This window comes from Streptomyces sp. SID5464, assembly GCF_009862985.1.
GTDB lineage: Bacteria > Actinomycetota > Actinomycetes > Streptomycetales > Streptomycetaceae > Streptomyces > Streptomyces chartreusis_D.
The window spans coordinates 217745-230625 of record NZ_WWIQ01000001.1 but is presented as its reverse complement, the minus strand read 5'-3'; the positions used below and the strand labels follow the sequence as shown (position 1 = coordinate 230625).

Here is a 12881-nt window from a genome sequence, read left to right as displayed (position 1 = left end):
TGACCCGCTTGCCGTTCTCCTGGATCCACAGCTTGGTGCCGTGGTAGCGGTCGGCCACACCGAAGCGGCGCTCGGCGGCCTTGAGCAGCTTGTTCTCCTCGAACTCCTCGTCCTCCTCGTCCGCCCGGGCCTCCTGGATGAGCTTCCAGGCGGTCCAGATGAGGAAGGCGCCGAAGATGTAGAACACCCACGAGAAGCTGGCGATGATCGCCGCGCCGGCGGCGATGAAGACGGCCCGAAGGACCAGGGCTATGAGGACACCGATCAGGAGTACCCGCTGCTGGTACTGCGAGGGAACCGCGAACTTCGCCATGATCAGGACGAAGACGAAGAGGTTGTCGACGCTCAGCGACTTCTCGGTGATGAAGCCCGCGAAGAACTCGCCGGCGGGCTGGCCTCCGCCGAACACCAGCAGGCCGAGTCCGAAGAGCGCGGCGAGGACGATCCAGACGACCGTCCAGATCCCGGCTTCCTTGATCGATACGTCGTGCGGCTTGCGGCCGATGAAGAAGTCGACCGCGATCAGGGCGGCGAGCCCCACGATGGTCAGGACCCATAGGGTCACGGAAACATCCACTGCGCCTCCGGCAGTCGTAACGGCAAATGTCAGCGTCGTCGCTGCCGGAGGTCTCTTCCACCCAGGGATGGGCCGACGCCCCGGGATCTGGCCTGATCCGTATTGACGGGTACGCCGCAGCAGACAGGGAGTACTCCCCTCCGTGCCGTCAACAGTACCCCAATCACCAAGAACAGGTAAAGCGATTGGCAAAAGAAAGGCCAAAATCCCTGGTCAGGGCACTTTACGCATACTTGATGCGGGCTGCCGCGACCTGGGTGAGCACCTGCTGGAGGACCTGGCTGCCCGGCGGCACGAGTGAGGGCTCGTACGTCCAGGCATGACCGACCCACGGGTCGGCAAGGTGATCGTCGGGCACGGGGGTCAGTCGCAGCAGCGAACGCCACAGGGGGTCGAGCAAAGGCCCGTATCCGGACGACTCCTCGCGGTCGGCGACCATCATCAGATGGACACCGAAGGCGGGGCCCTCGTCGGCGAGGTAGCGCAGCTGGTTCACGGCGCGGTCGTCGAAGCCGTGCGGGAAGTCGTTGACGATCAGCAGCTGCTGGGAGGTGTCGAAGCCCGGCGGGAGGGAGTCGGCGGCCCCTCCCCGTACTGCCATCTGCACCAGGTCGACCCGCTGGGTGAGCCGGCTCAGCACGTCGGCCACCCCTGCGGCGCCGAGCGCGGGCGGAGCCGCGAGCACACCGGTCTGCACGAGGGGCGCGAGCGGCTGCGCGCCCGAGCCGGCCGGGTCGATGACGTGGACGGTGAACTCCCCCGCCGGGTAGACGGCGAGCAGCCGGGCCGCGTGCGCGACCGCCGTCTCCAGGGCGAGACGCCCCAGGGCGTGCGAGTCCGCGAACGAACCGTCGGACGATCCGGTCCGGCCGCTGTCGATCCACAGGCCGCGCTCCAGCGGCAGCCGGACCAGCATCGGGATGCGGATCCGGTCGGCTTCGGGGAGATGGAGGTCGCCCAGGCGCAGGGCCATGGGGATCTCCATCGGTACCCGGTAGGCGTGCCAGACGGGGCTGTCCCAGCGGGCGTACGCCGGTGGGAGGGCCGGTTCGACGACCTCGGCCTCGGCCGTGAGCTGGGTGAGGTCCCGGTCGAGGGCCTCGCCGGCCTGGGCGACGAGCTGGTCGTGCCGGGCGCGGGCCGCCTCGCGGGCGGCGTCGCCCTGTCCGCCGATCCGGCTGCGCGGGTCGGAGAGGACTTGCTCCAGCTCCTTGTCCATGCGGGACTCGGCGAAGTCGACGGCGCTGCGATAGGCGGCGGTGCTGCGGGCCAGGTCCTCGAACATGCCCCACACCTGGTTGTAGAGACGCTCGTCCATGGACCATCCGGTCGCGTCGCCCGCGACGGGCTGTGCGGGCTGCCCGGGTGCGGCCGGGGGTGCGGTGGGCGGCGGCGGGGGCGGAGCGGCGTTCTGGCGGCGCGGGTGGCTGTAGTCGATCGAGCCGCCCGCGGGGGGCGTGGACGGCTGGGTGACGGCGTTGGGGTCCGGCGCCGCGCCGGGATACGACGGCGTCTGCGGCGCGGGCTCCCCCGCCCCGCCGGGCGTCTGGCCGCCGTACGGCGACATCGGTGGTGCCTGGCCCGGCTGCGGCAGGGTGCCGCCCTGGTCGGGGCCGAGGGCCGGGGCCGCCGTCTGCCGGGAGCGGTCGCCGTCCGCCGTGCGCGGCGGCGCCTGCACCGAGCGGGCCAGCCCCTGGGCGACCGCGTCGTCGATACTGCCGGCGAGCAGGCGGGCCTGGGGCAGCCCCTGGTCGGTGAGGAGTTCGGCGAGGCCGCCCGCGTAGCCCTGGCCGACGGCGCGCACCTTCCAGGCGCCCTGCCGGCGGTAGAGCTCCAGGGCGACGACCGCCGACTCGGCTTCCAGGCCGGTGATGGTGTAGCTGGCGATCTCGGCGCCGTCGAGGCCGGTGACGGCGACGAACGGGGCGGCCACGGCGCCGAAGCGGGCCGGGCCCGCCCCGGCGGCGGGCAGGGCGAGGAGTACGCCGACACGGTGGACGTCCTCCGGCACGGCGTCCAGATCCACGGCGAGGCGATGGTCGGCGGCGGCCTGCCGGGAGACCTCGAGGCCCGGCTGGGTGGGTGCGCCCGGGTGGGCGACCCACTCCACGCCTCGGATCCGGCCGTTCTCGTCGCTGAGCGCGGCCGCGGCCACGGTCGGCGTGCCGGCCGAGACCCGGATCTCGAGACGGGCCTGGGAGAGCGGGTGGTTCTGCCCCCGCACCAGCTCGGCCGTCATCGCCTTCTCCCCCTGTGTCGTTGTGTGGTGTCGTGTGGCGCTCGCCGACCCGCCCCCCGGGCGGGTCGGTCCGGGCCTCAGAGGACGGGCAGGATCGCCGGCATCAGGTCCTGGAAGGTGCGGCCGTTGGCCGGGTTGCCGAGGGCCGTCATCGTCCAGCCCGGGCCCGAGCGGTGCACCTTGGCCATGATCTGGGCCGTGTACTGGCCGCCGCCGGCCAGGGTGTAGCGGGCGAGCTCCTGGCCGTTGGTCTCGTCGACCAGGCGGCAGAACGCGTTCTGCACCTCCTGGAACGTCTGCCCCGTGAAGGAGTTCACGGTGAAGACGATCTGGTCGATGTGGACCGGGACGCGCGAGAGGTCGACGAGGATCGCCTCGTCGTCGCCGCCCTGGCCGACACCGCCCACGAGGTTGTCACCGGTGTGGCGCACCGAGCCGTCGTCGCTCACCAGATGGCGGAAGAAGACGACGTCGACCGGCTGCTTGTCGGCGAACAGGACGGCCGAGGCGTCGAGGTCGATCTCTCGCGTACGCGAGCCGAACAGGCCGCGCCGGGGAGCCGCCTGCCAGCCGAGACCCATGCGCACCGCAGTCAGGCTGCCACCGTCGTTCTTCTGCAGACTGATGGCCTGACCCTTGGTCATGTTGACGGTCACGCGCTGATTCCCCTCTCGGACGTCCCCTGTTGCCGCGCAGTCGCGGTTGATCAGAACACTACGCAGAGGCACTGACAGTGACGTACCCCCGTCCGCACTTTGTGTCGGTCTTGCAACACTGCGCGTAGGCGGTCCGCTGTCAGGCCAGACCCGCCTCCTTCATCTGGCGCAGTTCCTTCTTCATCTCGGAGACCTCGTCGCGCAGCCGGGCCGCGATCTCGAACTGGAGGTCGGCGGCGGCGGCCCGCATGCGTGCGGTGAGCTCCTCGATCTGCTCGCTGAGTTCGGCCGCGGGGCGGTCGGTCGGCACCGTCTCCTTGGCCTTGCCCTTGCCCTTGGCCGGCTTGGCGCCCTCGGCGCCCCTGCCCAGGGAGGGCACCGGCGCCTTGGTGCCCCCGCCGTCCTTCTTCGCCTTGCGGTAGCCCGAGCCGAGCAGCTGCTCGGTGTCGATGTCCTCGCGGGCGATCTGGGCGACGATGTCGTTGATCTTCTTGCGGAGGGGCTGGGGGTCGATGCCCCGCTCCTCGTTGTACGCGATCTGCTTCTCCCGGCGCCGGTTGGTCTCCTCGATGGCCTTCTCCATCGCCGGGGTGATCTTGTCGGCGTACATGTGGACCTGACCGGAGACGTTGCGCGCGGCGCGGCCGATGGTCTGGATCAGGGAGGTGCCGGAGCGCAGGAAGCCCTCCTTGTCGGCGTCCAGGATCGCCACCAGGGACACCTCGGGCAGGTCGAGGCCCTCTCGGAGGAGGTTGATGCCGACCAGCACGTCGTACTCGCCGGCGCGCAGCTCACGCAGGAGTTCGACGCGGCGCAGGGTGTCGACGTCGCTGTGCAGATAGCGCACCTGGATGCCCAGCTCCAGGAAGTAGTCCGTGAGGTCCTCGGCCATCTTCTTGGTGAGCGTGGTGACCAGGACGCGCTCGTCCTTCTCGGTGCGCTGCCGGATCTCGTGCACCAGGTCGTCGATCTGCCCCTCGGTGGGCTTGACGACGACTTCCGGGTCGACGAGGCCGGTGGGGCGGATGATCTGCTCGACGAATCCGTCCGAGCGGGAGAGCTCGTAGGCGCCCGGGGTGGCCGACAGGTAGACCGTCTGGCCGATGCGCTCCTGGAACTCCTCCCACTTCAGCGGACGGTTGTCCAGGGCGGAGGGCAGCCGGAAGCCGTGGTCGACGAGGGTGCGCTTGCGGGAGGCGTCGCCCTCGTACATGGCGCCGATCTGCGGGACCGTGACGTGCGACTCGTCGATGACGAGGAGGAAGTCGTCCGGGAAGTAGTCCAGCAGGGTGTTGGGCGGGGAGCCGGGCAGGCGGCCGTCGAAGTGCATCGAGTAGTTCTCCACGCCGGAGCAGGAGCCGATCTGGCGGAGCATCTCGATGTCGTACGTGGTGCGCATCCTGAGGCGCTGGGCCTCCAGGAGCTTGCCCTGCTTCTCCAGCTCGGCGAGGCGCTCGCCCAGCTCCTTCTCGATGTCGTTGATGGCCCGCTCCAGGCGCTCGGGCCCTGCGACGTAGTGGGAGGCCGGGAAGACGTACAGCTGCTGGTCGTCGCTGATGATCTCGCCGGTGACCGGGTGCAGCGTGGACAGCGCCTCGATCTCGTCGCCGAACATCTCGATGCGGACGGCCAGCTCCTCGTAGACCGGGAAGATCTCGATGGTGTCGCCGCGGACGCGGAAGGTGCCGCGGGTGAAGGCCATGTCGTTGCGCGTGTACTGGATGTCCACGAAGCGGCGCAGCAGCTCGTCGCGGTCGTGCTCCTCGCCGACGCGGAGGGGGACCATGCGGTCCACGTACTCCTGCGGCGTGCCGAGGCCGTAGATGCAGGAGACCGAGGCGACCACGACGACGTCGCGGCGGGTGAGCAGCGAGTTGGTCGCGGAGTGGCGCAGGCGCTCGACCTCCTCGTTGATCGAGGAGTCCTTCTCGATGTAGGTGTCCGACTGCGGGACGTAGGCCTCGGGCTGGTAGTAGTCGTAGTACGAGACGAAGTACTCGACGGCGTTGTTCGGGAGGAGCTCTCGGAACTCGTTCGCCAGCTGGGCGGCCAGCGTCTTGTTCGGCGCCATCACGAGCGTGGGGCGCTGGAGCTTCTCGATCATCCACGCGGTGGTGGCGGACTTGCCGGTGCCGGTCGCGCCCAGGAGGACGACGTCCTTCTCGCCTGCCTGGATGCGCTGGGCGAGCTCGGCGATGGCCGTCGGCTGGTCACCGCTCGGCTGGTAGGGGCTGACGACCTCGAAGGGCGCCACCGTGCGTTCGATGTGGGAAACGGGCCGCATGGGTTCCACCGTACGACCCCGCACTGACAATGGGTTCTGATCAGCGGTTCTGCGGGGTCCGGGAGCCGCGGTGCTCCACGGTGCGGTGGGGGCGGAGCCGCAGGCGCTGCGGGTTGTGCGCGGTGTGGACGTGGGCGGGGATGCCGGGCCTCTGCTCGACGGGGACGACCGTGGGCTTCCCCATGACCATCAGCGGGTCGAACAGCACCACGACGCCCGCGAGGAGGAGGAAGGCGAGCGGTCCGATCAGCATGGGCGCGAGCAGGGCCGCGGGCGACTCTCCCGCGGTGGGTTCGGCCGTGCCGTGCAGGTGGACGCTGAGGCCGGCCATGCCGGTGTAGTGCATGCCGCTGACGGCGAGGCCCATGACGAGGCTGGCGCCCACGCTCCACAGGAAGCCCCTGACCTGGCCGGCCGCCCACAGGGCGGCGGTGGCGGCGGCCATGGCGATCGCGACGGAGATGCCGACGGTGAGCGTGTCGTACTCCAGCTTCCCGTCCAGGCGCATGCTGGCCATGCCGAGGTAGTGCATCGACGCGATGCCCAGGCCGGTGATGGTGCCGCCGGTGAACAGGGCCGTGCCGCGGGCTCCCCTGTAGCCGACGATGAAGATCCCGATGCCCACCATCACGATCGCGACGGCCAGGCTCGCGAAGGTCATCGGCTTGTCGTAGTGGATGGTGGCCCCCCGGACGGTGAACCCCATCATCGCGATGAAGTGCATGGTCCATATGCCGGAGCCGATGGCGGCCGAGCCGAGGGCGAGCCAGCCGGGGCGCCAGGACTGGGCGACGAGCATGGATCTGGTGGTGCAGCGCAGGCCCAGGGCGCCTCCGAGGCAGGCCATGAGGTAGGCCACCAGGGGTGTGACCAGGCCGTAGCTGAATCCGTCGACCGTGCCCTGCATGCGCGGCTGCCCTTCCCGCCCTTTGCGTCCCGGAATTCCCGATGTGCGCCCCCTCCCAGGACCGCGACAGCGGTCAGGGTTGACGCAGAGAGTATGACCCCCACCGGAATGGTCGAACGACTTTCCGGCAAAGAAACACGCCCTTGCCCCAGTTGTGCGGTACCAGTGAGCGGAGTTGGGTCCTCTCCATTCAACCTGTGGCCATCCTGTACCCCTCTTTCGTTGACCCTCTGCTGTCACAGTTGAGCTGTCTGTGATGCAGTGATCGCTCGACGCGAGGAGTACGTATGCACGCGCGCGCCGTTGCCGCCTCGACCACCGCGCTCCTGGGGACCGCCGCACTCCTGTTCCCCGTCTCCCCGGCGCGGGCCGCCGGCGGCGGTGTGCCGCTGGTCATCGCACACCGGGGGGCTTCCGCGTACGCGCCCGAGAACACGCTGGCCGCCGTGGACAAGGCGGCCGGGCTGGGCATCCGCTGGGTGGAGAACGACGTGCAGCGGACCAGGGACGGTGAGCTCGTCGTCGTCCACGACGACAACCTGCGGCGCACCACCGACGTGGAGGAGGTCTATCCCGGCCGGGCTCCCTGGAAGGTCAAGGACTTCACCGCCGCCGAGATCGCCCGTCTCGACGCGGGCAGCTGGTTCGGCCCCGCGTACGCGGGCGCGCGCGTGCCGACACTGGAGCAGTTCGTGAACCGCGTCGAGCGTCATCACCAGAAGCTTCTTCTGGAGATCAAGAACCCGGAGCTGTATCCGGGCATCGAGCGGCAGACGCTCAAGGTCCTCGGCAACGAGGGCTGGCTGGACCGGTCGCATCTGGCGGGCCGGCTGATCGTGCAGAGCTTCAGCGCGGACAGCGTGCGGACGGTGCACGAGCTGAAGCCCGCCGTGAAGACCGGCGTCCTGGGCACGCCGCCGATGGGGGACCTGCCGGTCTACGCCGGCTTCGCCGACCAGATCAATCCGTCGTACCGCTCGCTCTCCAGGGCGTACGTCTCCGCCGTGCAGGCGTTCACCGGACCGCACGGCAGGCCGCTGGAGGTCCTCACCTGGACGGTCGACGACGCGGCGACGGCCCAGCGGGTGGCCGGGTACGGGGTCGACGGGATCATCACGAACAAGCCAGATGTGGTGCGGGAGGCCGTGGGCGGGTGAGGCGGGCCGGCTGCCGGCGGGCGGTGCGTCCGGCCGGGGCGGCGTTGTCGGTGGTGGGTCGTACGGTGGGCGCATGGACAGCCATGGGCAGGTTGAGCAGCGGGTCGTGTGGGGCGTCGTCGACAGCGGCATCGGCCCGCTGTTGCTGGCGGCGACCCGCGAGGGCCTGGTGAACGTCGTGTTCCACGCCACGGACGCGGTGCGGGACCGGGCGGTCGAGCGGCTGGCGTCACGGCTCGGCACCGAGCCCGCCGAGGCGCCCGGCTCCCCGCTGCTGGCCGAGGCGATACGTCAGGTCGGGGCGTACTTCGCGGGAGAGCGCCGCGACTTCGACCTGCCGCTGGACTGGTCGCTGATCTCCGGCTTCAACCGGGAGGTGCTGCGAGAGCTGGCATCCGGTGTTCCGTACGGCACGGTCGTCGGGTACGGCGATCTGGCCGGGCGGGTCGGCCAGCCGGGCGCCGCCCAGGCCGTGGGCATGGCGATGGGCGCCAACCCGCTGCCGGTGGTGGTGCCCTGTCACCGGGTCGTCGAGAGCGGCGGCGGCATCGGGGGCTTCGGCGGCGGCCTGGAGACCAAGCGGAAGCTGCTGGCCCTCGAAGGGGTGCTGCCCGAGCCGCTGTTCTGAGGCCGGGCCCGGTCAGTCGTAGTGCCGGGCCTCGAAGATGTTGCCGTCCGGGTCGCGGAAGTAGAAGCTGCGCGTGGCCTTGCCCCGGGCCCCGAAGGAGTCGTACGAGAGGTCCGACACCGGTACGGAGCGTTCCTCCAGGCGGCTGAGGAGGGCGTCGAAGTCGCCCCGGGGCAGTGACAGGCAGACGTGGTTGACGGGGTGCCCCGCGCTGTCGGCCGCGCCGGGCAGCATCGTCATGCGTTCCACGAAGGTCAGCGGCATGAGGTCGAGGATGGTCTCGTCGTTGACGCGTACGGAGGGGAACGGCGCCTCACCGGCGGCGAACTCGGTGAGCCTGATCGTCTCCAGGCCGACGGCCTTCTCGTAGAAGTCCGCGGCGGCGACCGGGTCGCGCACCCAGAGGACGACGTGGTCGAGTCGCGGTGTGTTGTCCGTCATGCACTCCAGGCTCGTGACGTCGCCGACAGTCCGCAAGGGTTTGGCCCGGCGCGCCGCCCGCCAGAGATGAGGGAAGACCGACCGACAGGAGGCAGGCGCGTGGTGCTGGTGGTGTCAGAAGAAGTGCGGGAGGCGATCGAGGCGCGTCGGCCCGTGGTGGCCCTGGAGTCCACGATCATCGCCCACGGGCTGCCGCGGCCGCGCAACCTCCAGGTGGCGCTGGAGCTGGAGACGGTGGTGCGGCAGGAGGGCGCGGTGCCCGCGACGATCGCCTTGCTGGACGGGCGGCCCCATGTCGGGCTGGACAAGGAGCAGCTGGAGCGGGTCGCGAACGAGGACGGCATCCGCAAGCTGGGCCACCGCGACCTGCCGCTCGCGACGGCCTCCGGGGCGAGCGGGGCGACCACGGTGTCGGCGACGGCGCTGCTGGCGGCGCTGGCGGGCGTGCGCGTGTTCGCGACGGGTGGGCTCGGCGGCGTGCACCGGGAGTGGACGGTGACGCAGGACGAGTCGGCCGACCTGGGGCTGCTGGCGCGGACGCGGATCACCGTGGTGTGTGCCGGGGTGAAGTCGATCCTGGACGTGCCTGCGACCTTGCAGCGGCTGGAGACGCTGGGTGTCGCGGTGGCCGGCTACGGCACCGACCGGTTCCCCGGCTTCTATCTGTCCGACTCGGGGCATCCGGTGGACTGGACGCTGCGGACGCCGGAACAGGTGGCGGGCGTCATGCGCGCTCAGGACGCGCTCGCCGGGCCGGAATCGGCGCTGATCGTCGCCAACCCGGTCCCCGAGGAGGAGCAGCTCGATCCGGAGCTGCACGCGCGCGTGCTCGCGGACGCGCTGCAGGCGTGCGAGGAGGAGGGAATCACCGGCCAGGCGGTCACGCCGTTCCTGCTCGACCACCTCGTACGGCACACCGACGGCGCCTCCCTGAGCGCCAACCTGGCGGCGGTCCGCGGCAACGTACGCCTGGCGGCGCGGATCGCGGCGGCCTGGGCGCGGGGATGACCGGGGCCGACCACGGTGCGGTGGGCAGAGCGGACTCGGCGGGGGCCTCGGCAGTGGGCAGGGCGCTGCTGGTCGTCGGGGACGTCATCACGGACGTCGTCGCGCGGCATGTGGGGCCGCTCGCTGCCGGTACGGACACGGTTGCCTCGATCCGGACGGTGCCGGGCGGGGCGGGCGCCAACGTGGCGTGCTGGGCCGCACACCGGGGCGCGGCGGAGGTGCGGCTGCTCGGGCGCGTGGGGGCGGACACCGCTGCCTGGCACGAGCGTGAGCTGGTGGCCCGCGGCGTGCGTCCGCGACTCGTCGTCGACCCGCGGGCACCGACCGGCACGGTGATCTGTCTGGTGGACGGGGACGCTTCGGCGGAGCGGACGTTCCTCACCGACAGCGGCGCGTCGCTGCGGCTCGAACCCGCCGACTGGTCGGACGCGCTGCTCGACGGCGTGGCCCGGCTGCACCTGTCGGGCTACCTCCTGTTCTCCGAGCCGAGCCGAGCCCTGGTGGCGGTCGCTCTTAAGGCCGCACGCGCTCGTGGCGTACCGGTGAGTCTGGATCCCGCGTCGGCCGGGTTCCTCGGGGAGCTGGGCGCTGGGAGGTTCCTCGCGCTCGTCGAGGGCGTGGACGTGCTGCTGCCCAGCCGGGACGAGGCGTGTCTGCTGACCGGGCTGACCGACGCGGCCGACGCGGCGGCCGAGCTGAGCCTGCGTGTTCCGCTGGTGGTCGCCAAGCAGGGGCACGAAGGGGCGCTCGTGGCCCGCGGGGGGAAGGTGCGCGCCCGCGTCCCCGCCGTACCGGCGACGCCCCAGGACACCACGGGCGCCGGTGACGCTTTCACCGGCGCGTTCCTCGCCGCCCTGCTCACGGGCGCCCGGCCGGAGGAGGCGGCGGTGGAGGGCTGCCGGGCGGGTGCGAGGGCGGTGGAACGGGTGGGCGGCAGACCACCCCCGCCCGGCTGACGTCCGGCGCCCCGCACACCCTGGCTACTGCTTGCGCCCCCACGCCGAGATCATCGGGGCCGTCGTCAGATCGAGGGCGCCGGAGGTGACGTTCGCGAGATGCCGGTCGATGTCCTGGTCGGTGGCGAGGCCGGCGGTGACGAGCTGGTCGCGGATCTGACGGATCGTCACCGACTCCAGGGCGGCGCAGGCCGGCGAGGCGACGGGGAAGTAGGCGTCGGCGTGCACCCGGGTCAGGCCGGCCTCCCGGAGCAGCCGCGGGAGGACGCGGCCGCAGGGGAGTTCGGTCCCGCGGTCGGCGAGCAGTCTGCGGAAGCCGTGCCGCAGCCGGTTGGCGAGCTGCTGCTCGGGGCCGTACTCGTCGGGGCAGAGCAGCGGCTGAAGGGCGGGGTCGGCGTCCTCGACGAGCATGCGCCCGCCGGGGCGCAGCGCCTGGACCATGGACCGCAACGCCCCTGCCCGGTCGGCCACGTGGACGAGGGCGAGACGGGCGTGCACCAGGTCGAAGCCCTCTCCCGGCGGCTCCTCGGCGCCGAGGTCGTGCACGCGCACCTCGACGGGCGGCCGGGCGGCGGGGGCGAGCCGTGAGGTGTCGGTGCCGGTGGCGACGACGTGTCCGGTCCGGCCGACCTTCTTCGCCAGCCAGGACACCACGGAGGTGCCGCCGGCTCCGACCTCCCAGCACCGCCAGCCGGAGCCGACGCCGAGTGCTTCGAGATGCCGGAACGTCGTGGGGTCGAAGAGGGCGGCGAAGGCGCCGAAGTGCTCTGCCGCCTCGGTCTGCCGGTTGTCCAGGAGGTACCCGTCGGTTCGCGTCATGCCGCGATCATCCCAGTTGTCCGACTTATCCGTGATGGTCGACGCTCCGATCATGATGGTCGACGCTCCGACACGGGGAGTCGACGCCTTCGTCCACAGCCGGGAACAAAGCGGAACGAGCCGTTTCCACAGGCTTACCCGCAGCTCACGCCGGCCTGGCAGACTGACGCGCCAAGGCGCGGGAACGGCGCGAGGAGCTCCACGCAAGGAGATGCAGATGTCCATGGCAGGGAATCTGCGGAAGGTCACGAGCCTCGGCGGGGTCGGCGGCCTCCGCAAGGTGGCTCGGCTGGCCCGGCGGCGCCCGCGCGTCGACCTGAGTCACCCGGCCCGCTCCCCGCTGGGCTCCTCGGTGGTGAACTGCGTGACGTACCGGGACGGTGTCCGCACCGCCGCGCGCGGCGACCTGGTGGACGCCATGGAGTGGGTCCGCAAGAAGGGCGAGGGCTTCGTCTGGCTCGGCCTGCACGAGCCGACCGACCAGGAGTTCGCGGGCATCGCCGAGCTCTTCGACCTGCACCCCCTGGCCGTGGAGGACGCCGTCGAGGCCCACCAGCGCCCCAAGGTGGAGCACTATGGCGAGACGCTCTTCGCGGTGTTCAAAACGGTCTGCTACGTCGAGCACGAGGAACTCACAGCCACCAGCGAGGTGGTGAACACCGGCGAGATCATGGTCTTCGTCGGCAAGGACTTCGTGATCACGGTGCGGCACGGCCGGCACGGCTCGCTGGGCCCGCTGCGCGAGGAGCTGGAGTCCGACCCCGGCCAGCTGGCCAAGGGCCCGTCCGCGGTGCTGCACGCGATCGCGGACCACGTGGTGGACGACTACCTGACCGTCACGGACTCGGTGCAGGAGGACATCGACCAGGTCGAGACGGACGTGTTCGCGGAGACCGGCGCGCGGGCCGACCCGGGCCGGATCTACCAGCTCAAGCGTGAACTCCTCGAGCTGAAGCGGGCGGTGGTGCCGCTCAGCCGGCCGCTTGAGGATCTCGCCACCCGGCCGATCCGGGCGGTCGACCCTGAGATACAGGCGTACTTCCGCGACGTCTCGGACCACCTGCTGCGGGCGAAGGAGCAGATCGCCTCCTTCGACGAGCTGCTCAACTCCATTCTCCAAGCGCACCTCGCGCAGGTCACGGTCGCGCAGAACGAGGACATGCGGAAGATCACGGCGTGGGCCGCGATCATCGCCGTGCCGACGATGGT

The 12881-nt window shown here is 71.1% G+C and carries 11 protein-coding genes and 1 pseudogene; 5 read left to right on the top strand and 7 right to left on the bottom strand.

The window, feature by feature from the left end:
- The 5 genes and pseudogenes from GTY47_RS01065 to GTY47_RS01045 form a co-directional block, all read right to left on the bottom strand.
- Nucleotides 1-577, bottom strand: a pseudogene (locus tag GTY47_RS01065) (TerC family protein); the annotation flags it as partial.
- Between the two features lie 223 nt (nt 578-800).
- Nucleotides 801-2816, bottom strand: a complete 2016-nt coding sequence (locus GTY47_RS01060; protein WP_010039635.1) for a TerD family protein — start codon at nt 2814-2816, stop codon at nt 801-803.
- Between the two features lie 77 nt (nt 2817-2893).
- Complete coding sequence (locus GTY47_RS01055; protein WP_010039633.1) at nt 2894-3472, bottom strand: TerD family protein; 579 nt, start codon at nt 3470-3472, stop codon at nt 2894-2896.
- 139 nt (nt 3473-3611) lie between these two features.
- Nucleotides 3612-5756, bottom strand: coding sequence for an excinuclease ABC subunit UvrB (gene uvrB, locus GTY47_RS01050; protein WP_010039630.1), 2145 nt, complete (start codon nt 5754-5756; stop codon nt 3612-3614).
- A 40-nt stretch (nt 5757-5796) separates the two neighbouring features.
- A complete protein-coding gene (locus GTY47_RS01045) occupies nt 5797-6663 on the bottom strand; it encodes an MHYT domain-containing protein (RefSeq protein ID WP_010039628.1) in 867 nt (288 codons plus the stop codon).
- A 287-nt stretch (nt 6664-6950) separates the two neighbouring features.
- Here GTY47_RS01045 and GTY47_RS01040 point away from each other — a divergent pair, with 287 nt between their 5' ends.
- Together GTY47_RS01040 and GTY47_RS01035 are read left to right on the top strand one after the other, a co-directional pair.
- Nucleotides 6951-7820: a glycerophosphodiester phosphodiesterase family protein gene (locus tag GTY47_RS01040; RefSeq protein ID WP_010039627.1), complete on the top strand. Its 870-nt coding sequence runs from the start codon at nt 6951-6953 to the stop codon at nt 7818-7820.
- A gap of 73 nt (nt 7821-7893) precedes the next feature.
- Nucleotides 7894-8448, top strand: coding sequence for a methylated-DNA--[protein]-cysteine S-methyltransferase (locus tag GTY47_RS01035; RefSeq protein WP_029181148.1), 555 nt, complete (start codon nt 7894-7896; stop codon nt 8446-8448).
- 12 nt (nt 8449-8460) lie between these two features.
- Here GTY47_RS01035 and GTY47_RS01030 read toward each other — a convergent pair whose 3' ends face one another.
- Nucleotides 8461-8889: a VOC family protein gene (locus tag GTY47_RS01030; protein WP_029181147.1), complete on the bottom strand. Its 429-nt coding sequence runs from the start codon at nt 8887-8889 to the stop codon at nt 8461-8463.
- Between the two features lie 99 nt (nt 8890-8988).
- Between GTY47_RS01030 and GTY47_RS01025 the strand changes: the two genes are divergently transcribed.
- Nucleotides 8989-9897, top strand: coding sequence for a pseudouridine-5'-phosphate glycosidase (locus tag GTY47_RS01025; protein ID WP_010039622.1), 909 nt, complete (start codon nt 8989-8991; stop codon nt 9895-9897).
- A complete protein-coding gene (locus GTY47_RS01020; protein ID WP_050810230.1) occupies nt 9894-10853 on the top strand; it encodes a sugar kinase in 960 nt (319 codons plus the stop codon). Before GTY47_RS01025 ends, GTY47_RS01020 begins: the two co-directional genes overlap by 4 nt.
- 24 nt (nt 10854-10877) lie before the next feature.
- On the opposite strand, the gene GTY47_RS01015 is transcribed toward GTY47_RS01020, so the two are convergent.
- Nucleotides 10878-11672: a methyltransferase domain-containing protein gene (locus GTY47_RS01015; protein ID WP_010039617.1), complete on the bottom strand. Its 795-nt coding sequence runs from the start codon at nt 11670-11672 to the stop codon at nt 10878-10880.
- A 217-nt stretch (nt 11673-11889) separates the two neighbouring features.
- On the opposite strand from GTY47_RS01015, the gene GTY47_RS01010 reads away from it, so the two are divergent.
- On the top strand, nt 11890-12881 hold a 992-nt coding region (locus GTY47_RS01010), incomplete at its 3' end, for a magnesium and cobalt transport protein CorA (RefSeq protein WP_040903162.1).